At 41.3% G+C, this 24,181-nt stretch carries 18 protein-coding genes and 2 pseudogenes; 7 read left to right on the top strand and 13 right to left on the bottom strand.

What is annotated here, in order from left to right; translation table 11 throughout:
* Positions 1-39 precede the first annotated feature (39 nt).
* Both UYC_RS0127715 and UYC_RS0127720 read right to left on the bottom strand, forming a co-directional pair.
* Positions 40-1,017, bottom strand: a complete 978-nt coding sequence (locus tag UYC_RS0127715) for a Bpu10I family restriction endonuclease (protein ID WP_016878373.1) — start codon at positions 1,015-1,017, stop codon at positions 40-42.
* Positions 990-2,234 carry a DNA cytosine methyltransferase gene (locus tag UYC_RS0127720; RefSeq protein WP_016878371.1) on the bottom strand — a complete coding sequence of 415 codons (1,245 nt, stop codon included), beginning with the start codon at positions 2,232-2,234 and terminating at the stop codon, positions 990-992. Before UYC_RS0127720 ends, UYC_RS0127715 begins: the two co-directional genes overlap by 28 nt.
* Positions 2,235-2,473: 239 nt before the next feature.
* On the opposite strand from UYC_RS0127720, the gene UYC_RS36085 reads away from it, so the two are divergent.
* On the top strand, positions 2,474-6,220 hold the full coding sequence (locus UYC_RS36085) for a PAS domain S-box protein (RefSeq protein ID WP_016878370.1): 3,747 nt from the start codon (positions 2,474-2,476) through the stop codon (positions 6,218-6,220).
* A 342-nt stretch (positions 6,221-6,562) separates the two neighbouring features.
* Here the strand turns inward: UYC_RS36085 and UYC_RS0127730 are convergent, their stop codons facing one another.
* From UYC_RS0127730 to UYC_RS0127760, 7 genes and pseudogenes are all read right to left on the bottom strand, one after another.
* Complete coding sequence (locus UYC_RS0127730; RefSeq protein WP_016878369.1) at positions 6,563-7,492, bottom strand: alpha-L-glutamate ligase-like protein; 930 nt, start codon at positions 7,490-7,492, stop codon at positions 6,563-6,565.
* Positions 7,493-7,498: 6 nt separating this feature from the next.
* Complete coding sequence (locus tag UYC_RS0127735; protein WP_235083161.1) at positions 7,499-8,515, bottom strand: 7TM domain-containing protein; 1,017 nt, start codon at positions 8,513-8,515, stop codon at positions 7,499-7,501.
* A 45-nt stretch (positions 8,516-8,560) separates the two neighbouring features.
* Positions 8,561-9,147, bottom strand: a pseudogene (locus tag UYC_RS40265) (UUP1 family membrane protein); the annotation flags it as partial.
* Entirely contained in the window at positions 9,120-9,695 is a 576-nt protein-coding gene (locus UYC_RS0127745; protein ID WP_016878365.1) for an ATP-dependent zinc protease family protein, read from the bottom strand. The pseudogene UYC_RS40265 and the gene UYC_RS0127745, both read right to left, overlap by 28 nt.
* Positions 9,696-9,925: 230 nt before the next feature.
* Entirely contained in the window at positions 9,926-10,720 is a 795-nt protein-coding gene (locus tag UYC_RS0127750; RefSeq protein WP_026087713.1) for a DUF2382 domain-containing protein, read from the bottom strand.
* A gap of 106 nt (positions 10,721-10,826) precedes the next feature.
* Positions 10,827-10,955 (bottom strand): hypothetical protein, encoded by a 129-nt coding sequence (locus UYC_RS40030; protein ID WP_016878362.1) that lies wholly within the window; start codon positions 10,953-10,955, stop codon positions 10,827-10,829.
* A 596-nt stretch (positions 10,956-11,551) separates the two neighbouring features.
* Positions 11,552-12,262, bottom strand: coding sequence for a phosphorylase family protein (locus UYC_RS0127760; protein WP_016878360.1), 711 nt, complete (start codon positions 12,260-12,262; stop codon positions 11,552-11,554).
* Between the two features lie 197 nt (positions 12,263-12,459).
* Between UYC_RS0127760 and UYC_RS0127765 the strand changes: the two genes are divergently transcribed.
* Together UYC_RS0127765 and hpnA are read left to right on the top strand one after the other, a co-directional pair.
* On the top strand, positions 12,460-15,201 hold the full coding sequence (locus UYC_RS0127765; protein WP_016878359.1) for an efflux RND transporter permease subunit: 2,742 nt from the start codon (positions 12,460-12,462) through the stop codon (positions 15,199-15,201).
* A complete protein-coding gene (gene hpnA, locus UYC_RS0127770; RefSeq protein WP_016878358.1) occupies positions 15,201-16,184 on the top strand; it encodes a hopanoid-associated sugar epimerase in 984 nt (327 codons plus the stop codon). The genes UYC_RS0127765 and hpnA overlap by 1 nt, the downstream gene beginning before the upstream one ends.
* Before the next feature lie 209 nt (positions 16,185-16,393).
* Here hpnA and UYC_RS40035 read toward each other — a convergent pair whose 3' ends face one another.
* The 4 genes from UYC_RS40035 to UYC_RS0127785 all read right to left on the bottom strand — a co-directional run bounded on the left by UYC_RS40035 (position 16,394) and on the right by UYC_RS0127785 (position 18,573).
* Positions 16,394-16,522, bottom strand: a complete 129-nt coding sequence (locus tag UYC_RS40035) for a hypothetical protein (RefSeq protein ID WP_268744031.1) — start codon at positions 16,520-16,522, stop codon at positions 16,394-16,396.
* Positions 16,519-17,067, bottom strand: a complete 549-nt coding sequence (locus UYC_RS0127775; protein WP_016878357.1) for a DUF1830 domain-containing protein — start codon at positions 17,065-17,067, stop codon at positions 16,519-16,521. Before UYC_RS0127775 ends, UYC_RS40035 begins: the two co-directional genes overlap by 4 nt.
* Positions 17,030-17,620, bottom strand: a complete 591-nt coding sequence (locus UYC_RS0127780) for a CAP domain-containing protein (RefSeq protein WP_016878355.1) — start codon at positions 17,618-17,620, stop codon at positions 17,030-17,032. The genes UYC_RS0127775 and UYC_RS0127780 overlap by 38 nt, the downstream gene beginning before the upstream one ends.
* A 260-nt stretch (positions 17,621-17,880) precedes the next feature.
* On the bottom strand, positions 17,881-18,573 hold the full coding sequence (locus tag UYC_RS0127785) for a response regulator transcription factor (RefSeq protein WP_016878352.1): 693 nt from the start codon (positions 18,571-18,573) through the stop codon (positions 17,881-17,883).
* Positions 18,574-18,613: 40 nt separating this feature from the next.
* On the opposite strand from UYC_RS0127785, the gene UYC_RS0127790 reads away from it, so the two are divergent.
* The 4 genes and pseudogenes from UYC_RS0127790 to UYC_RS37285 all read left to right on the top strand — a co-directional run.
* A complete protein-coding gene (locus UYC_RS0127790) occupies positions 18,614-19,990 on the top strand; it encodes a sensor histidine kinase (RefSeq protein ID WP_016878350.1) in 1,377 nt (458 codons plus the stop codon).
* Positions 19,991-20,031: 41 nt separating this feature from the next.
* Positions 20,032-21,054, top strand: a complete 1,023-nt coding sequence (gene hpnH / locus UYC_RS0127795; protein ID WP_016878349.1) for an adenosyl-hopene transferase HpnH — start codon at positions 20,032-20,034, stop codon at positions 21,052-21,054.
* A 111-nt stretch (positions 21,055-21,165) separates the two neighbouring features.
* The gene (locus tag UYC_RS0127800) at positions 21,166-22,446 is read left to right on the top strand and encodes a glycosyltransferase (RefSeq protein WP_016878348.1); all 1,281 of its coding nucleotides are present in this window, start codon (positions 21,166-21,168) and stop codon (positions 22,444-22,446) included.
* 258 nt (positions 22,447-22,704) lie between these two features.
* Positions 22,705-23,739 (top strand): annotated as a pseudogene (locus tag UYC_RS37285) (IS630 family transposase); the annotation flags it as partial.
* Positions 23,740-24,181 lie beyond the last annotated feature (442 nt).

Consider the following 24,181-nt stretch of genomic DNA (forward strand, 5'->3'; position numbering starts at 1 on the left):
TATTTTTTCGATACTGTTGGATTTAAATACAACCCCTATCTATTCGTCAATTAACCATCCGCGCTGTATACCATGTTCAATCCCGCCAGTCCAATCCATTATTAAATGGTTTCGCACCTTTTTAAAGAGGTGTTGCACAACAATCGGGTTAATTGGATTTTTGACATAGGTTAATTCGTATCTAAACTCTCGGTCAGTATTTTTCTGCTGACGTAGTACATAAATTTGGTCAACCTTATATTTTCGTAAATTTACATCACTGGTTAGCTTAACCCACTCCATGACCACAAGATACAAACTATTAGGATTTCTTGCCTTTAAATCTTCTGCTGCGCGTGAAGAACCTTCAAGCATAGTTTTGTCAAGGTACGTCTTACACTCGATTGCAACAACTGGTATGTCAAAAATGTGTGTCTCGGTGTTACCTGTAACTGTCACCTCAGAATATGTACTTGGCTCTTCTTTTAGAAGAGGAAGTATCTCACCAGTATTTTCATCTTGCTCTGGGGGAGGTGCTGCTTCAAATGATACTTGAATAGTTGCACCAATGACAAAATCATGATCCTTCTTCTCAATCCGCGCATACGGTCGCTTGAGCATTTCAGAATATTTTGGTGGCACAAAGAAGATATCTTTAAATGTATGTGACTTACCAATAAGAGCGTTTTCTCCAAAATCTCCTGTCAAATCTTTAAATAAATAATAAAGAAATTCCTCTAAAACACTAGAATGAAGGTTTGATCTTGAGTCAAATTTTTCAGCATAATGCTGCTGATCTAAAAAATCTTTGTATGTAGAGAGAAGCTCTACTCTTTCAGCAATTATTGCGTCATCCTGCTCAGTAGGTTTTGATGTTGGGCCGATTAAATTCATATTGGCTAAATGCCATTTATTGTACTCAGTTCTAATTTCGTTGAGGTATTTTCTACTATCGACGTCTCTATATTTGGTACGATGGTTTTCCTTCTGCTCAAGGTTAGAGCCATGAACTAGCGGATTTCTATCAGTTGTTGGCATAGCTCTAATTTCTCTAGCAGATGAAGTGCAATTGCTTTCGCAAGAATAGGTGGGACAGCGTTACCGACTTGATTGTACTGGCAAAGAAATTTCTCATCGAATCTTGCTTCTCGATGTAATAGCTTATGGGATACAACAGTTTTCTTTCCTAGAAAACGATAGTTATCAGGAAAAGACTGAATTCTTGCTCCCTCACGAGCTGTTAAATTTCGATGTTGAAAAGGATGAATAAAATTAGCATAAAACGAGGCTGCAATTGTGTGTGAAGGCTTATGGGGATTTAAGCGGCGATTGTTCTGGTCATAACTTTTATTTGATAACTCGCCATTGCCACTACGTCGTCTGGCTCCATGTTCTTTTGGTACATCTGAACTTGATTCACCCCATTTAATATGTTTAAAGCGTTCTACAAGCCGCTCGGAGTGTTCCATCGCAACATGATTATAAAGTATGTAACTACCATGTCTAGCCCAAACTTGATAATTGTTTTGAGGTTCCACAATATAAGGTTGCTCTTCGTTACCTTCCCGTGCATTAAGCTCTGGTAAATCTGATATTGCGTCCCATAGAGTTAGAGCAGGTAGTACCTCTGTGCCATCAAAAACAGATAGTTGAGATTGACTTATATGTTGTAGTTCTAGAGAGTGCGTCTTTCTAGGAGAGGCTAACTCTTTGCCCATCTTATTGCCGACGATAAAAATGCGCTCTCTAATCTGCGGTACACCATATTCAGCAGCGTTCAAAATCCATACTTCCACAAAGTATCCAAGGTCTTGAAAGGTCTTCCTAATAATATCTATAACCTTTTGTCCCTCTGCATTTTTGCGTGACAGTAATCCTTTTACATTTTCCATTACAAATGCTTTAGGTTCAAGAAAATTTATCCATTGAGCAAAGTTAATAAACAAACTGTTTCTGGGGTCTTTAGGATCTTTTTGAGCCGGCCCAGCAATACTAAAACCTTGACATGGAGGCCCGCCAATCACAATGTCTGGTTTAAAGATACAAATTTCCTTAACACTACTTTCCGTATTAAAATTACGGATGTCATGTTGAATAACTGTCATATCGGGGCGGTTGCAACGCAGCGTATCGCAAGCCCAAGTATCAATTTCAACAGATAGAGGCACAGAGAAACCAGCCATTTCAAAACCCAAACCAAAGCCACCAGCTCCAGCAAACAGGTCTATAGCGATAGGTTTTTCTCCCCTAATCATAAGCCCCCACCATAAAGCATTTAAGTTCTAAACAAATTAGCATGATACCCTTGTACCATGTTGTCAATCATGCTGACTTCTGTTGTCAACTGCTACATAAGGGAGATACTAAGTACACTACCTAACAACTTGGTGCAGTGCAACACCCCCATGATTAGCGATCGCATTTAAGACGTTGCGCTACAAAGAACTTATGAGATAGTAAAAGTTATATCTTTGATTCCTGCCCTGTGAAGTTCATGCTCCGCAATCGATGGATCGTCCTCCTGATAGCTGTGCTAGCACTCTTCCTGGCTCACGGCATGGCGCTGTTTTACCGGGTTCAACTTGCTGTTTCCTTGTGGTTTCCTCCATCTGGAGTTGCGATCGCTTTAACATTCTGGTTTGGGCCAATTGGTGCTATCTTGGCAGGAATCGCTTCTGTAACGATGGCACCTTTTTGGGGTAACGATGGTTGGAATCGCCTAGTAGGGTTAACGGATGTTATAGAACCTCTGGTAGCCTGGTTTATTTATCGCTATTGTTTTCAAGGTTCACTAACTCTCCAAGGACTCAGAAATACTATCACGTTCATTGTGAGTGCGCCCCTAGCTGCTTGCGCTACTTCAGCAATCGCAGGCACCTCAGCTTTATTTGTCTTGGGAAAGCTACCAGAAGCAAGCTTGAGTACTACGATCGCTCACTGGTGGTTAGGAAATGCGATCGCGACAATGGCGATCGCGCCGCCAATGCTTTTACTATTGACTCCACTTTTGCGGCAGTGCCGATTGATATCAGTAACAGAGCAATCTGCAACTAACCACTTCCAATTAATTGCCGCTCGCTCGTCTGAGATAGTCTTGATTGTTATATTTAGCACCTATATCGCTTGGTTTACTGTCCAAGCCACACAGGAAACAAATTTTGTATTTGAGCAGCTTTCCCTGTTAAGCTTCATTCCTATTGTGTGGGCAGCAATCCGCTTTGGCGCTACGGGTGGAATGCTGACAGCCAGCTTTTGTGTACTATTAACACTTTTTTATTACTTGCTCCTTAATCCCAACTTTATTTCACTGCCAAGATTTCCGCTAGCAGCCGACATTCTCCAGACTCATAATTTGAGCTTGCTGATACAGTGCGTTGTGGGATTAGTAATTGGAACTGCCATTGTAGAGCGGGATACTTCTCTAGTTGCTCCAACTGGTGATACTCAAACTCATGCTCAACTTAGCAAGAAACTGTTTCAATTAAACCTCTTACTTACCGAAGTCAACCAGCAATTACAAGAAAGTGAAGAACGCTTTCGCACCTCTGTTGAAAATATGCTGGACTGTTTTGGGGTTTACTGTGCTATTCGCGATGAGTCTGGGCATATTGTAGACTTCCGAGTTGAATATGTCAATGATGCAGCTTGTCTTAGCAATCTCATGACTCGCGAGGAGCAGATTGGCAGGGGGCTGTGTGAAATTTTACCAGGGCATCGAGACTGCGGCTTATTTGATGAATACTGCCAGGTGGTAGAAACTGGGCAACCTCTAGTAAAAGATGAATTGATTTACGAAGATAACTTTGGGCATAGGCGTTTGATTCGAGCCTATGATATCCGCATTGCTAAATTCGGAGATGGCTTTGTTGCTACATGGCGGGATGTCACTGATCGCCGTCAAGCAGAAGCAGAACTTCGCCATCAAAAGCAGGAACTGGCGGCACTAGTAGAGAACTCTCCAGATGTAGTGATGCGGATTGACCGTGAACTACGCTACATTTATGTGAACAGTGTGCATGAAAAAGCAACTGGCTTAAAATCTGAGGAGTTGATTGGCAAAACAGTAGCAGAAGTTTGGAAAAACGAAGAGCAACATCAGCAATGGCAAATAAACCTGCAAGCCGCATTCCAAACAGGGCAGACGCAAGTAGACGAATTTGGTTTTCCGGCTCCCGATGGCACAATTCACTTTTACCAAACTCAAATTGTACCAGAGTTTACCGAAGAGGGTTACATTGATTCAGTATTGACTGTTACCCGTGATATTACCAAGCTCAAAGAAACAGAAACTGCCTTGCGTCAACGCGAAGCTCAACTACGGCGGATTGTAGACTCTAATATCATTGGTATTTTCTTTGGTGATGTACATGGTAACATTACTGATGTAAATGACGCTTTTCTTGAAACCGTTGGTTTTAATCAAGAAGATTTGCTTGCTGGACAAGTTCGCTGGGATACACTCACACCACCCGAACATATAGAACGAAGCCAACAGGCAGTAGAAGAAGTTCAAGCCGTTGGCACCTTTACCCCCTTCGAGAAAGAGTTTTTCCGTAAAGATGGCAGCCGAGTGTGGGTGGAAATTGGTGGAGCGTTATTTGATAGCGATCGCGAAGGGCTATGCTATGTTCTCGATTTGACAGAACGCAAGCGATCGGAACAGGCAGTGCGAGAGAGCCAAGAGCGGTTAAATTTGGCACTAGAAGCTGCTAATATGGGCTGTTGGGATTGGAATATTCAAACTGGGGAAGTTTACTGGTCAGCAAATTTAGAACGACTGTTTGGTCTTGAACCCGGCAGCTTTGACTGCCGATATAAAACAGTGCTGGCAATGATTCATCCAGACGATCGCCAGTGGATTTTACAAGCAATCAATGGCGCTGTTTATGAGCAACAAGAGTACAATGTAGAGTTTCGATTTGTTAAGCCAGACGGTAAGATTCGTTGGGCAGCCAGTAGAGGACAGGTGTTTTACGATGCTATTGGCAACCCAGTACGGATGACTGGTGTGGATTTGGATATTACTGATCGCAAACAAGCAGAAGAGGCACGGATACAGGCTTTGGAGAGAGAACGTGCTGCTCGGATCGAACTCGAAAGAGCTAGTCGCATGAAGGATGAGTTTTTAGCAATTGTCTCCCATGAATTGCGATCGCCCCTCAATGGTATCTTAGGATGGTCACGCCTGCTCCGTACCCGCAGATTATCTCCCGACACAACCGAACAAGCGCTCGCAGCAATTGAGCGCAATGCTCAAGCACAGACTCAACTAATTGAAGATTTACTCGATATTTCGCGGATTATTCGAGGGCAAATTCGTTTGAATTTACGCCCAACCAGTTTAATTTCGGCAATTGGGGCAGCATTAGATACAGTTAGCCCCACTGCTCAAACCAAATCTATCCAGATTGAATCTAGGCTTAATCTCAATGTTGGCTTAGTTTCCGGCGATCCAGAACGTTTACAACAAATAGTTTGGAATCTGCTTTCTAATGCTGTTAAGTTTACTCCAGAAGGCGGACGAATTGAAATTCGACTAGAGTGGGTTGGTTCTTATGCTCAAATTCAGGTAAGCGATACCGGCAAAGGAATTAATCCTGAGTTTTTGCCTTATGTTTTTGTTCGTTTTCGGCAAGCAGATGCCACAACAACTCGTACAGAGGGAGGATTGGGGCTGGGACTTGCGATCGTGCAAAATTTGGTAGAACTACATAACGGTACGGTTTCAGTTACTAGCAAAGGTGAAGGGCAAGGAGCAACCTTTACCGTAAAATTGCCACTGCTTGACACTGACTCTGCACCAAGTCAACAAGAACTTTCAATTCAGCGACAAACAGACTGGCAGACTACCCTGAATCTCCAGGGGCTAAAGATTCTGGCAGTTGATGATGAGGCAGATACGCGGGAATTTTTGACAACTGCACTCTCAGAATACGGTGCCAATGTCACTACCGCCGCTTCTACTCGTGAAGCTCTACAAATACTACAATTGGTAAAACCAGATGTACTCTTGAGTGATATTGGTATGCCTGGCGAGGATGGTTACACTCTGATTCGGCAAATTCGCCAACTACCGCTAGAACAATGTGGACAAATCCCAGCGGCGGCTCTTACTGCTTATGCCAGAGAAGGCGATCGCCTCCAGGCTCTTGCTGCTGGATTTCAGATGCACGTTCCCAAACCAGTAGAGCCAATTCAATTACTGACAGTTGTGGCTAAACTGGCTGGAAAGGATGTATAGCAGGGAGCAGGGGAAAAAAGATTTTGCAGTTTTTGCACAGATGCACCGAATTATAACTAATTAGGCGAACTTGATATTACAGCCATTTTCAGATGAATAGACCAGACAATACTGTAAGGGCGGGTTTTGTTTCAATCTCTAGCTCAAACCGAAAGGATATCTGCTAAACCCGCCCCTACAAAAAATTGTGGTTCAAATAAATGAAATTTGCGGCGTTGCTGAATCGCGGTATGAATTTGATGTGTAGAGACGCGATATATCGCGTCTGGGCAGGGGTTTTGGCATTACGAAAAATTATTTTCATAGCCTAAATCAGCAACGCCAAATTTGCTGTAATTTGGTTTATACTGCAAATGTTTCTTGTGCAAATGCAATTTTATCTTGAATTCCTGAGAGTTTTGGAAAGGTACAATCAATTGCTTCCAGTCTAGGAATTAGCCCCTCTTGATTGGCAATTTGAATTGAAAGTCCGGGGCGAGCATTTATCTCTAATAATAGCGGCCCTTTTTCTCTATCCAAAACAATATCAACACCGAGATAGCCAAACGCTGTTTTATCACCTAACTTTGCAGCCATCTCCAAAATAGTTTGCCAATGAGGAATTTGGCGATCGCGTAACAAGTGCCCCGTTTCGGGATGCTTTTCGATGTAGCGGTTTTTTTGAATACCAGCCAGTGTTATACCTGTTGAGAGATCGATCCCAACACCAACACCACCTCTGTGTAAATTCGCTTTCCCGTCAGATGCCCGTGTGGGCAAACGCAACATTGCCATTGCCGGCACTCCACGATACACGATCACCCGGATATCAGGAACACCTTGATAGGCAATTTCATCAAAAACTGGATCGAACTGCACCGCATATTCAATTATTGCTTTATCAGTTTGTCCACTCAGGGAAAACATCCCACTGAGAATATTGTGAATGTGATAGTGTAAATCTTCCGGTTTGAGGATTGAACCATTTGCTTTTCGGTAGCCTGCATCTGTTACATCTTTGATGACTACAATCCCATCCCCACCGCTACCTTGAGCGGGTTTAACTACAAAAGATTTATGTTCTTTAGTAATATTGGATAAATTTCTGACTTCATTCTGGAATGCAATTACTCCGTAAGTTTCTGGAACCGCTACACCAATGGCTTGAGCTATTTTTTTTGTCTCCAATTTACTGTCGGCAAAACGATACAGCCGACGCGGGTTGCTAGGAAAGAGATAGTCCAAGTTGCGAGCGTTAATCCCTAAAATGCCATAACGCCGAAGTGAAAACATATCAGTTTATCCCTCTTTTTGCTTTAACTGGCGTTGTAGTGCTAAAAATCGGAAATACTCAATCAGCTTGTAACCGTTGTAGCGCCCAACAAGAACATTTAGCGCTAGAACTAACAGCAATAGTTCTGGAAAAGCAAACGCCAAATGCTGCACGTAAGGGTTAATAATGCAGTAATAGCCGACAACAGCAGCAAAAACGCTACCCAGCCCAGCGATGATGGTTTCTTTTGCTCCTGCTTCTTCCCACATCAGTGCTGCTCGCTCAATTGTCATGGCGAGGATAACGATTGGAAATAAAGACAGCGACAAGCCTAAATTGAATTCGAGACTTTGCAGGAGAATTGCTAAGGCACCCATGATTAAGACAGTTGCTGTCAAAATTGCAGCAAGTCGAGGCACAATCAAAAGTTGTAAACGATTTAGGTAGGCACGGATCAAAAGACCAATAATCACAACTAGAATAAATAGCGTAACGCCAGCAAAAAGACCCGTTTCTCGAAAAGATAACCCAATTAATATAGGCGTAAATGTACCAAAAGTTGGCAATCCTACCATCTGATGCAAAATGGAGATAACTAAAGCACCGATGGGAACTAATACAAGTACCTGAAATACTCGCTGAGATGCTAGTGGTAGTCTGAGCAAAGAGTACTCTAGCAGTGGATTTGACGCTCTTTTGCCCTCCAAAATTGCGCTTGTAAGTCCGCGATCAATATTGGGTTGAACAACAACTTCTAAATCGATATTGCTTGCTCCTTCTGCTTGAAGGACACGATCTGAACCGTACCACCAAGTTAAATAGCGATCTTGTTCTCTAAAACTGAAGTCAATCGGATCGAAGGCTAACCAGCGATCGCCCTCCTTGATTTCTAGCCACTGAATAAAATCGGTAGAATAAACTTCATCACTCCTGAGAAAAATGCCGTTGCCAACTCGTGCGGGAACGTTTGCTCTATTCAAAAGAAATGCTGCTAACTCTGGGGTAGATTCCTCTTTTCTCAAGTTTCTTTGAATCGCTTGCACCCGAATGTCATCTGTACGCAGAGCTATTTGATAGATTTGTTTTGCTAACGATAAGCGATCGCTTGACTGCTTTTTAGCCTCGTTCAAGAGAGCGTTAATTTCCGCAGTTGGCAGATTCTCCTTCAAATTATCTTGAACTCTAGCAGTATTTTCACCAAATCTCACAAGTTGTTGATCGACTAATCGTCGTCCGGAAATTGGAATTTCTTCAGTTCCAGGTTTAACACCAGGTCTTCTCCGAATCACGGCTCGATAAAATAGAAATTCGCTACCATCATCATCCTCTTTTGTGAAGACAGCCACTCGGTTTGCTGAATTAGGGAAAGTTTTGATCTGGCGAGCGAATCCCCGATTGAGAAAATCTTCACAATCTCGTAGCGCTCAGATGCTTGAGGCAAATGAAACTCAAGTTGGGTTGGCAATCCTGTCTCTGATGCTAGCAATGGTGATTCTGAATCCAATGATAGCTTTGCCTCAACATACCAACTTCTATAGGCTTGGTTGGGCAACAGTGGCACATCAGAGGTAGTTAGTTTGTGGAAAAAAATGGTTAGTCCGATCGCCGTTAAAAATAACGCTAAGAGTAAGGCGTGAAAAGTACGATTCACCGCTGTGCCTCCTCTGCCGGACATGATGGATCTGTGGTAAAAGTTTGAGAAGAATCCACCACAAGTTTGGCTTGCTTGAGCATATTGCGACCGATTAAAACTGGATAGTTGAAATCATCTCGATCTGCCAAGTTAACCTCTTCTTCAATCCACCGATTGGCGACACAAAATTTCATTCGTACTACCGGACGACGTAAATTAGCGCCTTCACGACTCTTAATTTCAACCCACCGCACAATCGGACGTTCAAAAACGACGTCGTTTCCTTCTTTGTCGATAAATCGGAATTTAATCATGCCGCCAGCTTCTGAGTCTTCCTCTGGCTTTTCTAAAATTTCGGCATTAATGGAGGTGGTTGTTGCACCTGTATCAAGCTTGACTTTGACCTCTTTTCCAACGCCAGGAATCCTTGCTTTCTCTACCCAGCCTACGGTTTGAGCATTTTTCGCTACCCTGTTACTAGCTTGAGTTTTTTGTGAAACACATCCTGGTAAAGACAATAAACCAATAAATATAATGATGAAAATTGTTTTAGGGCTATACAGAATGGAAAAATTTAACTCGCTCCTCATACGCAGTCATAGATAAAACTTTCTAGTCTAAAAGAAAAGATTACTTAGTTACAGTTGTGACTAGATCGCCCCGCAGACAGATTTGATGGTTTGATAACAGAATCAATGGGATGATCCAAGGCGATCGCTCATAATGTTTGCCTCTATCGCGCCCCAATTTTAATTAAAAAAGTAGTAGTGATGTAGCCACCACTACTACCTATAACCACTACTACACATCAAACGATTCCTTAATCAACCCTTTCTACAACCGGATGTCCTTCAGTGTTAATTTCTAACTCTTCTCTGCGAAGCATCTCTTGAGCTTCAACCGTCTGTTCCTCTACCAATTTCTTAACTCTGATTTCTTGACGTACAAAGGCTTGTTTGTGAATGTCAGAAGTCTCTTCGTAAACTTCTAAATGTACTACTTCGCCTGCTGTGAAGTCAACTTCCCCCAGAGCAACTGGCTTGCTAGTGTGTGCTGAAGTCACTTGCTCAATCACAACTCGCTCTTTTTCAATCGGCACTGAAACCCTTGCAGTTTCAGTTTCTATGCGCTTGCTAATAGCTACTTCGCCTGCTTTGAAGCGATTTTTATTAGCAACTAGCCGTTCTTCATACAGTCTAAGGGTTTGAGAACCCTGCTCATTCATCTTGTACATAGAGGTAGAGACACCAGGTTGTGCAACTTGAGTGCGATATACCGCCCTCAACTTTTCTTCATATTGGTTATCCAGCACTGTGCGTTCATTGTATTCAGGTAAAGCTTCCGCTTGCTTTCTTGTCAACTCCACGTAGACGCGATTTGTCTTATGGCTAACGCGAGCACAGCTGGCTGGCAGTAATATTTTCTTGCCAAAAATCTGCATTCCTAAGTCTAGGACTAAATAACGCAGTTGACCTCGGTCATCTAATAAAATGTCGCTAACTGTACCAATCTTTTCATCAATTCCTTGAGGATAAACACTCATCCTCTTGATGTTATTGACTGTGAACGTCTGACGATTGTTTGGGCCGAATCCATCTATTGTTTGGAGTGTCATTATTTTGGATCAAACATGGAATAACTGTAATTAATCTTGGTGTTAGAGCACTTGACTTTCCTCTTCCCTAAGGCTAGAAAAAAGAATATTTAAAATCTAGACTAAATCAATTGCAGCAAGCTGTTGACTTATCAATCCGATTCTCAAGCAGCAAAGCCGTAACTTGCTTCAATACTTTTAGTGCCTGCAAAGAACCTCGAATCAGCCTAGTTGGAGCGATCGGTTGTTTGAGCATAGCAACTGCCAAAAAAGTATAACAAGTGGCTCCAAAGTCTGTAATTCAGAACAAAGCGTTGAAATCGGCAGATTTTTAATCTTGTTGCTCGCTTATGTAGAGATTTTGCATGGCATTCGTGCGATCGCGCCATCATCTTCCAAGGTTTTCAAAGTAAAAACCCACTCGCGAAAGTGGGTGCACTAAGTGAATGGATATCAAAAATTTTATATGTTTTAATCTTGCTTTTCTAGGGAAAAACTTGATTTTAAAGTTGAACTTTAAAATTTTATACTTTTACATATATAGTTCTCACTTGCCTACAACACAACAGCTAGGATGTGGGAGAACTAAAAAAGGAGTAGGAAATAGGGAACAGGGATTTTAGATGAGCACTTAAACTCTAACCCAAAATAGCAACTTATAGAAGACGGGGTTATGGAGCCTTACAGGGAACAAATAAATATTGCGTGCTGGTATCTGAACGTAATGTACCAGAAACAATTGAGCAGCAATATCTATCTTAAAGTAGATTATTCTCAACACACTAGAACCAATTCGCAGATGTTCCGATCCCCGACTTCTTCAAAAAAGTCGGGGATCTGATGATAACAGCATCAATTTTGCAATAACAAAGTCGTAACTTGCTCCAATACTTTTAGTGCCTGCAAAGAACCTCGAATCAGCCTAGTTGCAGCAATAGGTTGTTTGAGCATGGCAACTGCCAAAGCCAAAGGTTGAAGGGAACCATCCGAACTCAGCCCAGAGTTAAGATTGGGTATGTCGCGATCGCATCCATCACTCACTACCCGCAACATTGCGACAGAAGCTCTAGTTTGCTCAAAAAATTCCAAGACAGCGAATCCTTCCATATCTACCACCTCAGCACCCAAAGTTTGATGGAGATGGCGTTTTTCATCAGCAGAGCAAATCGCGCGATCGCTTGTTAGTGCTGTTACCAAAGGAACCTTTTTTTGGAGATGTGACTGAAGTTGAGAAGTAAAAGTGCGATCACAACTTCTCTGTTGCAATGAAGTATTGGCGTTCTCTTGATAAATATTATTTTGGTACAGCACAACCTCACCTACTCCATAACGCTTAGTCAAGCTGCCACACAAACCCATAACTAAAACTCTTGGTTGGGGATGATTCAGGAGTTCTTGCAAGTATTGATTTTGTGGCAAATACCTAGAGTTAGCATTTGTACCCACAGGTATCGGTATGACTGACGTTGTAGAATTGGGAACACGGCGCAAGCCCCGACACACAGCCTGGAACTCTACACTCTGACAGACCAAAATTGCTTGGATCGATGTTTGATGGGACACTAGTTAAACTGTTACTTTAATAACGCAAACACAATAATGTGAGTTAGATCCCCGACTTCTTAAAGAAGTCGGGGATCTCATAGCCCAGTATAGGAAATAGCCTATAATAAGTTTTCTCAAAGCTAATTTTAAGATTGAGTTGTGTGAGTGTGTAATTAAACTTACAATCAAAAGGTAAGCGACAATCTCGATCAACGATGGTAAAGCCTAATTCCTCCCAAAACCTGCGAGAGCGCTTTAATCCTTCCAAATTCGCAATTAAATATCCCTGGTTAACAGTGAGTTTTTGGCTTGCTGTCATGGTAGCGGGAATTTTAGCTTTCAGTTCCCTTAAGTATGCTCTGTTTCCAGATATTACCTTTCCGGTAGTAGTAGTCAATGCCAGCGCTCCATTTTCGACTGCTTTAGACACAGAGGCAAAGCTTACTCAACCTTTAGAGCAAAGCCTCCAATCATTAGAAGGACTTGATAACATCCGTTCCTCTACTTATCCTGGGCAAACAGTCGTTAGCCTCTTGTTTGCTGTCGGCACAAATCTTGAACAATCGACTCAGAAAGTAGAAACATTAGTCAAACAGATATCTCTCCCCCAACAAGCCACTTTTAAAATCTTTCCGATCAACCTAAACGAGTCGGCAGCCGTTAGTTATGCGATTGAGAGTTCCTCAAAAAATTTAACAGACTTGACTCAATTAACCCAAGAGCAAATTTTACCTGAGATAGCAAAATTACCAGGGGTGCTGAGAGTTGCCCTGCTAGGTACTTCTGTTGACTCTGCGAATGGAAATGGCAATCCTTTGGCTGGGCAGGGAGCAACCAGAGTGCGATTTAACGGTAAAGATGCTCTGGCTTTTCAGGTGATTAAACGTGGTGATGCCAACACCTTGGAAGTGGTGAGTGAGGTAGAAAACAAAGTTCAACAACTACGTTCAAAGTTGCCTGATATCACCCTCACTTTAGCTGCCACGCAAGCAGAGTATATTCGCAATGCCACCCATGCCACCATTGAAGCTTTATTTGAAGCCATAGTTTTGGCGGTATTAGTAATTTTTCCTTTTTTGTGGAATTGGCAAGCTACCTTGATTTCTGCACTGGCAATTCCTACTTCCCTTTTAGGGACATTTATTGTCATGGCAATTTTCGGCTTCAATTTAGAGACAATTACACTTTTAGCTCTCGCTTTGGTAATTGGCAGTATTGTTGATGACGCGATCGTGGATGTGGAAAACATCATGCGGCACATCGAAGACGGAGAACATCCACGACAAGCTGCCCTTTTAGCTACCAATGAAATTGGCTTGACAGTCACAGCAGCAACTTTGACAGCAGTGGCAGTGTTTCTACCGATAGGATTAATGGGTGGAGTAATTGGACAATTTTTTAAGCCTTTCGGTATCACTGTCTCAGCAGCAATGCTGATTTCCTTACTCATTGCCCGTACTTTATCACCAGTTTTGTCTATTTACTGGCTTAAACCCACATCTTCTCGTAGCGATCGCAGAAGGGGAAATGTATGGGCGGGCTTTACTCAATTTTACCGAGACTTGCTGAGTTGGTCGCTTCATCACCGGGGGATAGTTTTAGGTTTAGCTGCGTTGAGCTTACTTGCAGGTATAGCCTTGATCCCACTAGTTCCCAAGGGATTTATTCCCAAACTGGATCGCGGTGAATTCAATATAGTTTATACCACTCCTTTACCGAAGAATGCTCAGGAGTTAGAGCAATTAGGAGGAGATACGGGAACACTCTTAGGTGAAAACGCAGAAAGTTTTGTCTCCGAATTTGCTGCACCTGAGAGTAGTCTTGTTTCTCCATCTTTTTCAGCTCTTTTTCCTTCTCAATCTCCGATTTCTTACCTTTTAAATAATTCTCTTGAGGTTGGCAAGAAATTAGAAGTAGTAGTCAGAAAATCACCAGCAGTAGAAACAGTATTTACGATCGCAGGTACCCGTGAAGGAGAACCAAACAAAGGCAAGCTTTACGTCAAACTAAAAGATAATCGCGCGATCGCCACCTCAGATCTCCAAGAACAGTTTCGCAGTTCTTTGCCCAAACTTCCCGGTGTCAGCGTTAGTGTTGAAGATATTCAATTTGTTGACACTGGCAATCAAAAACCTCTAGAAGTAGCATTACAGGGCAACGATCTCAACGCCTTGAGTAAAGCTGCTCAAACAATTAAAGAACGCATTCAAAAAGAACCAGGCTTTGCTGATGTCTCGGTTACAGGTGTAACGGATGGAGAGGAAGCGTTTCAAATCGAACGCCTAAATAATCAGCGAGTTGCTTATATCAGCGCCAACCTGGGCAAGAATCTATCTTTAGGCGATGCTACTGATAAATTGGTAGCTGCGGCTACAGATGTGTTACCTGCTGGTGTTACCTTGGATCTAGGAGGAGATTCTGCCCGTAGTGGTGAAGTTTTCAGCAGTTTTGGCATTACTTTAGCTTTATCAGCATTGTGTATTGTGGCTGTACTGGTTTGCCTGTTCAGAAGCTGGGTAGATCCCTTGATAATTTGCATTTCTTTGCCTTTAGCATTAGTAGGAGCAATGCTAGCACTGGTGGCGACAAGAAGCGACTTTGGCATGATCTCGCTGATTGGCTTTGTTTTTTTGCTGGGATTAACTAACAAAAGTGCGATTTTGCTTGTAGATTGCATTAACCAACTGCGAACAACTGGATTAAATCGCACCGAAGCTATTCTCAAAGCCGGGCCTGTGCGCCTGCGACCAATTATGATGACAACAGCCTCCACAATTTTAGGAATGTTGCCCCTCGCTTTGGGGTTGGGAGCCGGTTCTGAATTGCGATCGCCGATGGCAGTGGCTATTGCTGGTGGCTTGATTAGCTCAACTTTGCTGAGTTTGATTGTGGTACCAGTCGTTTACACCATTCTTGATGATTGGTTTCCCCGCTTTGAAAACAGGGTTAGAAGTTGATGCGTGTATTTGTCACAGGTGGTACCGGTTTTATTGGCGCTAACTTGGTGCGGTTACTCTTACAAGAGGGATACACAGTTAGAGCCTTAGTACGCCCTTCTAGTAGACTCGATAACTTGCAAGGACTAGATGTAGAATTGGTTCAAGGCGACTTAAACGATCCGAATTTATGGCAGCAGATGCTGGGTTGCCGCTACCTGTTTCATGTCGCAGCCCATTATTCGCTTTGGCAAAAAGACAGGGAACTTTTAATGCGCCATAATGTCTTGGGTACGCACAACATTTTGGTAGCTGCTCAAAAAGCAGGTATTGAAAGAACTGTCTACACTAGTTCAGTTGCTGCCATTGGAGTGGGAGCAGCAGGTACAGTTGTAGATGAAACTTATCAAAGTCCTGTAGAAAAACTGGTGGGTAACTATAAAAAGTCTAAATTCTTGGCTGAACAAGAAGCAATGCAAGCGGCACGTGCAGGGCAAGATGTAGTTATCGTAAATCCTACCAGTCCCATTGGCCCTTGGGATATCAAGCCTACCCCCACAGGAGAGATTATCTTACGATTTTTGCGACGGCAAATGCCTTTTTATATGGAGACAGGATTGAATTTTATTGATGTGCGGGATGTCGCCAAGGGGCATTTACTAGCTTTGCAAAAAGGCAAGCCTGGAGAAAGATACATTCTTGGAAATCAAAATCTCACCCTCAAACAACTGCTCGATCAACTTGCCCAGATTACTGGTTTAAGTGCTCCCCAACAAGCTCTGCCTGCTTGGTTGCCCAAGGGTGTTGCTTGGGTGGATGAAAAAGTTCTCACTTTGCTTGGTAAATCGCCTTCTGTTCCCTTGGATGGTGTGCGTATGGCGACACAAACTATGTATTATGATGCCTCAAAAGCTGTACGAGAATTGGGTTTACCGCAATCTTCCCTGAGTGTGGCACTTCAGGATGCTGTAGATTGGTTTGGATCGGGGATCGGGGATCGGTGACAGGTTATAGGATACAGGGTACAGGGAAAGTGTGAAATTTTGACATGAATAGCTGATATCAATTTTGGATACTTCGACAAGCTCAGTACAAGTTTTGGATTAAAACCATTAATTAATAGGCTTATTCCAGAATCATTTTTAGCAACCTTAAACTGAAATATATAGCCATCCTAAATCATTTATAAACAGATCCTGTCACCTGTTCCCTGTCACCTATCACCTGCCATGAAATTAGCCCTCCCTGAACCGCGATCGCAGTCATTGTTTAGTTCATGTAGACAATCTGGGTTTATTTTCCAGTAACGGAATTTCTGGCGTGGATGTGTGTAATTAGTCATAGCACTTTTAAATTTGAACAAAGAATTTTATTGGCTAGCACTGTACCTGTTGTGTCACCCATATGGATTTCCAGTTCAGCCTCAGGAGAAGCTTCAAACAGCACTTGTTCTCCGGGAAAAACAACTTGCTCGAATTTGTTGTTAGAAAAGTTTGAAATCCGAGCAATTTGAATCTGACTAGTTGTGTTTTTGTAGAAACACAGAATTTGGTTTGCCTGTTTTAAAGTCGAAGTGTCTGGCATATCCATATCGGTTCTACTGGCTTGTTTAACAAAGTCGAAAACAGACTTTTCCAAAGCCTGATATTCCGGCAGGCTGAGATTGCACAACTTATAGGACTGGTTGAGAAAATGGATTAGCGATAAACTCACAGTTTCTAGATCTGCCCGTCTTTTACCAGCCATCAACGCTTGAACGAAGGTGGGATAAATTTGGCGATCGCTAAACCCAGTCTTTTCCCCTGGCATCCAACAGTTAAACAAATATCCTGTTGGTAATGGTGTTAATTCAATTAACCAGCCATAATAAATCTGTTTCAATTTCATCTATATTATGCCGACTTACCTCAAAGTCTCTGTCGTTCAAGAAAATTTGCGTCAGATAGACTTCGCCTTTGCTATTAACAGCTACACCAACTCCAGTGAAATTGTAATCGCCTTTGATGTTAGGTAGATGCTCGGAGCTGTTAAGCCAGCCATTAATAGCTTCAGTGGCGGGATCGCTATACCCTTGGTTATAAGCTAGATTTTCTGCTGCACTTTTGTAACTAATAGCGATCGCCTTGACTCGGCGTTCAAAACCCTCATGGCTAAAGGGTACTGTACCGTTAGCCATATTCTGACTGTGAATCCTTGCCTGCTCAGTCATTTTTTCATCAAGAGTGAGCTTTGGCAAACCCAGAGAAACTCGATAGTTATTTATCTGGTTAAATACTGATTTTTCTAAATCAGCTGCTTTAAAATTAGCAGGCAAAGAGATTTGACATGATAAAGTCGACTTCTTAAGAGCAGAAGTAAGACTTAGTGCATAAGCAGTTGTCAATCCACTGGCAAGAAAAAGCACACCTGAAGCTATGCCAAAAGCAGATTGTCGGATCATAGACAATTACCTAGTGACTAGCAATTCCAACTTGTTGTTATGATTCCTGTCTTCTTCCTCCTCAAAAAGTTAACTTTTGTAAAATCTTTAGTGTTATTAGCGTTGATGTTTCCTTTACACATTTTAAAGAACATACAACCCACACTTGCAGGATATACAACTCACATATGCAGAATATACAACTAACTTATGCAATTTCTGCGCAGGAAATGTGCAGAAATTGTGGAGGTAAGATATGAGAACATAGATACTAAATTTTTCTACTTGAGGCGGTAACCCAGGCCATGAACCGTTTCAATAAAATCTTCAGGAGCACCTAAGGCTTTGAGCTTCTGCCTTAGACATTTAATGTAAGATCTAACAGTTTCCTCAACTGGCGAGTCATCCAGAGACCAAACTTGCTCAATAATGCTAGAACAACTCAACACCCGTCTGCCATTAGCCACTAGTAACTCCAAAATGGCATATTCTTTAGGGGTAAACGACAAAGGTTTTCCATCGTAAGTAGCCTCATAGGTACTTGGGTTGAGAAGCAGGCTCCCCCAGGATAAACTCAATATTGTTGCAGAACTCCCACGTCTGAGTAAAGCACGTATCCGAGCCATTAACTCTTCCAAATCAAATGGCTTTGCCACATAATCATCAGCTCCTGCATCCAGTCCAGTAATTTTATCGGCTACTGTATCACGGGCTGTAAGCATCAACACAGGTACAGCATAGTTATAATATGCAGGATTGCTTGCTTGTGTGGTGCGCAAACGTTGGCAAAGGCGAATACCATCTAACTTTGGTAGTGTCACATCCAAAATTAGCAAATCATACTTCATAGACTCAACTGAGTACCAAGCTGCTTCTCCATCTTTGGCTACATCTACTATATACTGACGTCTAGTTAAAGCTTCTGATAGTACCTCCGCCAGCTGAGTATCATCTTCAACTACCAAAATACGCATAAAGTAATCACCAATATCTTAAACACAAATTTCAAATTTTATGAAGTGGTCTCTCCAAGGAAAATGGATAGCAGGAGGATTTTTCTTAACTCTTTTACTGATGGGGCTAGTTAGCTTCGCTTCGTATAAGAACACAATAGAAATTAGAGAAAGTGCCGATCAAGTACAACATACTTATGAAACTCTCAATACTCTCACAGATTTCTATGCTAATATGGCTGTTGCCGAATCGGGACGAAGGGGATATATCTTTTTAGGGAGCAAACAAGAGTTAGAGCGCCATCAAACCGCAGTTAAAAATATGCAGTCTGAAATTCAGATTCTGCGTAATCAAATACATCCTAGTTCCAGTCAGCTACAGCGATTAGAACTACTCACCTTCCTGATGAATCAAAGATTGAATTTATTCAAGCAATCAATTGAACTGTATCAAAGAAATAAATCAGCATTTCAAGCCCAAGATTTAATCACGGATAAAAGTGTCAAAATCAGGGAAGAAATTCTTAAAGTACTAGAAAATATCAAAACAGAAGAGCAACGTTATCTAAGGATTTCTCTTTACGAATCTCAAACTTCGATTAAATATAGAACAATACTAGAAATTCTGGGCACTTTTTTAAGTTTTGCAGTTGTTTCTAGTTTGTGTTTTATACTTTATCGTCAATGGATAAAGCGTGAAAAAGTTGAAAAGCTAGAACGTTCTCTTGCTCAAGAAAAAGAATTGAGTGAGCTAAAGCTACAACTTTTTTCAATGATTTCTCATGAGTTTCGCACGCCTTTGAGTGTAATTTTACTTTCATCTCAATTGTTGAAAGAAATTCTTCAGGATGTAGTGGATGAAACACAATTAAAAAATTTATATAGAATTCAATCTTCAGCTAAGTTGATGAATCAATTAATCACAGATTTATTGACTTTAAATCGAGCAGAAGCAGGTAAATTAGATTTTAATCCTCAATTAATCAATGTAGAAAGCTTTTGCTTGAATTTACTAGAAGATTTACAATTTTTTGCTATAAAACCACCTGTATTAAAGTTTATCAAGTACGGTTGTTTTTCTCGTGCAAAAGTAGATGAGAAACTTTTATATTCTATCCTCAGTAATTTGCTTTTGAATGCAATTAAGTATTCACCCAATGGAGGCAATATATATTTAATTTTAAAATGTGAACCAGAAACCACTATTTTTCAAGTAAAAGATGAAGGAATAGGTATTACACCAGAAGATAGACAAAAGATTTACGAACCATTATATCGGGGTCAAAATGTTGAAAACATAGTTGGGACTGGATTAGGATTAGCAGTTGTCAAAAAGTGCGTGGAACTTCACCAAGGAGAGATTTCTGTAGAAAGTGAAGTCGGCATTGGCACAACATTTACTGTTAGAATTCCTCACACTACTGATGCAGTGACTTAACTGTAATGGTTTGATATTTACAAGAGGAGTGATGAGAAAAAATGGCAATTCATCTACAGCAAGCTCTGGAAGTCGGTAAATATCTGGTTACGCAGCGTTTGAAAGGACGTAAGCGCTACCCCTTAGTCTTAATGTTGGAACCTCTGTTTCGTTGTAATCTTGCCTGCTCTGGTTGTGGTAAAATCCAACACCCCTCCGAAGTACTCAAAAAGCACCTGACTCCAGAACAGTGCTTTGCAGCTGCGGAAGAATGTGGTGCTCCCATAGTCTCGATTCCAGGAGGAGAACCTCTGCTGCATCCCCAAATTGATGAAATTGTGCGGGGATTGATTGAGCGCAAAAAGTTCGTTTACCTATGTACTAATGGATTGTTACTGGAAAAAAGCCTGGATAAATTTCAACCATCTCCCTACCTAACTTTTAGCGTTCATCTCGACGGGATGCGGGAGTGGCACGATCGCTGTGTTGATCGCAAGGGTGTTTTTGATATCGCAGTTAAAGCTATACGTGCTGCAAAAGCCAGAGGATTTCGCGTTACTACCAACACTACTATTTTTGAGGGTGCCGATCCCAAACAAATGCAGGAGTTTTTTGACTTCCTGAGTACCCTTGAGATTGACGGTATGATGATTTCCCCTGGCTACAGTTACGAGTGGGCACCAGATCAAGAGCATTTTCTCAAGCGAGAACAAACACGCGCCCTGTTCCGAGAAATTTTAGCTCCCTATAAAGCTGGTGCAAAAAATTGGAACTTCAACCACAACCCGCTGTTTTTAGATTTTCTCACTGGCGAAAAAGACTATGAATGTACACCTTGGGGAAGTCCGAGTTATAGTGTTCTCGGTTGGCAAAAACCTTGCTACCTGCTCAATGAAGGATATTATGCCACCTTTGCAGAATTGATTGAAAAAACTGATTGGAGCCAATACGGGCGTGCTAGCGGCAATCCCAAATGTGCAGATTGTATGGTGCATTGTGGTTATGAACCAACCGCGGCAACAGATGCCATGCAACCAACTAATATCGGGCGATCGGTGATGACGCTCTTAGGTAGGGGAAATTAATTACTGCGATGCGATCGCACTCAGGCATTCTTGGTAGAGTTAATCTGAAATTAGAAGCTTGTGGAAGTAAACTTTACCCTTTCGGGAAAGCTATTGCAAAAGTGACTAAAAATGATTACTCTTCCAGAAATTGTGTTCCTAGTTTTGATAGTTGGCTCGGTAGTTTTTTACCTGACGTGTGCCTTATGCACCTATCAGTTTTTTAAATCTACCCAAAAGCAGATTACAAATAACCAAGATGTGCTATTAGTTCAGGATCATAGCGCAAAAGAAGATGATTTAACTTATATATCTTCCCGAAACGAGCCTGCGGATGCAGGCTTTTTTAATGCAGTTCCAAACTTCAAGTCTGCGGGTGTGTCGGCAAGATTGGAAAATACCCAGGATTTACCAGTATCAATAATGTTATCTATTAGTGGATTGGATGAAGGAGCATGGGAAAATTTGTCTTCACTTTGTACGCAAAACTATCATAATTATGAAGTGTTGATTGGAGTTACAGACAAGAGCGATCGCGCTATTCCCCTCCTCCAAAAGCTGGCTGCAACCTTCCCTGACAAAGTACGATTATTCTTAGGATTAGAACCGCAGGGAGCCAACTATAAAGATAGCAATCTCAGCTATTTGTTGGAAAAGTCTCAACATGAAACAATCATCTTTGCTGATGGTGATATTCGCGTCAATCCTGACTATATTCGCACTGTAACTACTCCCTTGCACGATCCCACAGTTGGAATTGTTACCTGTGCTTATGTTGGACATAACCCTGTGTATCTGAATGCAGCTCTTGCTTCTTTTGGGCGTTGTATTGACTTTATTCCTAGTCTTTTGATTGCTCGTCAACTTTATCATGGTCTTAAGTTCGCGATCGGAGTAACTATAGCTACCCGAAAATCAACGTTAGCTGATGTTGGTGGTTTGCACCTGAACCGAATTGGCTCAGACTATAATCTCGGCAAAAGAGCAGTCACGGCAGGTTATCGGGTTGAACTATCGCCCTACGTTCTAGAGTGGGATACAGGTAGCGAAAGCCTCCAGCAAATATATCTGCGGGAGTTGCGTTGGGCGCGAACTATCCGCTACAATCACGGCGCACTGTACTACACGTTAGTATTTTGCTACGGTACTGTCTACTGTCTTCCTCTATTGTTACTATCGGGGTTTGCTGGATGGGCGATCGCTCTGAGCACCACAACATTTATAATTCGTTATGCCCAAGTATTGGTAAGTATCTTCAGTATTAATTGTCCTGGGCTTTTGCGTTGGCTGTGGTTAATACCGTTACGAGACTTATTGAGCTTTATAGTTTGGTTCATGGGTGGATTTGGACAGCGCGTATACTGGCGGGAACGATATCTGCAGGTAGAGGCTGATGGTGTAATTTCACTCTAGTAAACTTGGCAATTACCAAATTTTTATAGATCAGTAGTTGAGAATTACCGTCAAGCCAAAGTGATAGCAAAACAAATCGCTGTGGCTTGATTTAAACAGCATTTCAATCGCATTTATATTGCATCAGCTAGCACAATACAATTTAAATCCTTATAAGTAATATAGGAGTCATATTTGATTTTTGAAAAAGACTGCGAGATAATACGGAGAGAGATATCTGTCTAATAACGAACAATGATAAACCAGCATCTAGAAATGGCGATCGCAGAACTACAAGAATTTATAGATAATCGCCCTTTCTTCGCGTGAGGTAAAAAAAGCTTTGGCGGTGAAATTGGTTTATCAAGGTTACAAGTATGAAGAAATTCAAATAATTTTAGATGTCTGACTTGGTTCGATAACAAGCTGGAAACAAGCCTATGAGGAAGATGGAATTTCAGGACTACGCTTAAAATACAAAGGAAGAAAAAGTTACTTAACTACTCAACAAACAGAAGAAATATTAGTTTGGTTACAGACAAAGGAATGTTGGGAGCTTAGTGAACTTGAATATAAATTAGCGTTTGAATATGAAGTAATATACGAATCAAAACGCAGTTATTATGATTTATTTGATGCAGCAGGAATTAGCTGGAAGAAGACCTCTTCGATGAATCCAAAAGCCAATGAAGAAGCAGTAGCAGCAAAAAAAAAGAGATTTCTTCACTGTTGGCAAGCCGACGAGAAGAGATAGAAGCAGGGCGATTGAGAGTCTTGCTATTGGATGAGTGCCATTTACTTTGGGGAGATACTATTGGATATGTTTGGGGAAGAACTGACCAAGAAATAACTATTCCAATTATTAACGAACGAGATAAACAAACATATTATGGAGCAGTTGACGATTTGGATAAAAAATTATTTTTGAAAACCTATGATACAGCTAACTCAAAAAATACTATTGATTACCTTAGCTATTTATTGAAGGAATCTCCTAACCAAAAATTACTAATTCTTTGGGATGGAGCTAGTTATCATCGTTCAAAAGAAATCCAAAATTTTTTAGCATCGATTAACCAAGGTTTACCTCAAGAGCAATGGAAAATTCACGTTCATCGCTTTGCTCCTAATTGCCCCTCTCAAAATCCTATTGAAGATATTTGGTTACAAGCTAAAACTTGGGTTCGACGTTTTTGTGCTTTAATTCCAACCTTCTCTCATTTAAAGTGGATGTTTGAGTGGTTCATTAAAAACACCACCTTTGATTTCATCTCTCTCCAGATGTACGGAGCTTTTTCAAAAATCAAATACTAGTCCTATAGTAACATAGTATAATTCCATTAAAAATCAATATTAGACTGTATTCTTGCTCTAAAAAACCCTAAAATATCGTACTCTAAAATCTAAAATAAAAATTTCAGGGTAACGATTTTCAGGAAGAAAGTAGGATTTACTGAGACAAAACTTTTCTTGTATCAATTGAGAAAAATCCTCTCAGTTGCTAGAAGGTTAAGCTTAGTAAGTCAACAATCTGATCGCCAATCAGCTCGACAATAAACTTCTAAAACTGTTCCTTAACTAAGGCAGTAAAGCTCGAAAAGGATAAATACCGTTTAGAAATATTTTTGAAGAATCGATTTATAAATATTTTTGAAGAAATCGATAACGGCAATCCCAACGAGAAAAATATTTCCTTAGAAGAACAAATAACACTTTTGAATCCAGCCAAATAGATTTAGCCTGTGCAAATTAAGAT

This window comes from Chlorogloeopsis fritschii PCC 6912 (assembly GCF_000317285.1).
GTDB classification, from domain to species: domain Bacteria; phylum Cyanobacteriota; class Cyanobacteriia; order Cyanobacteriales; family Nostocaceae; genus Chlorogloeopsis; species Chlorogloeopsis fritschii.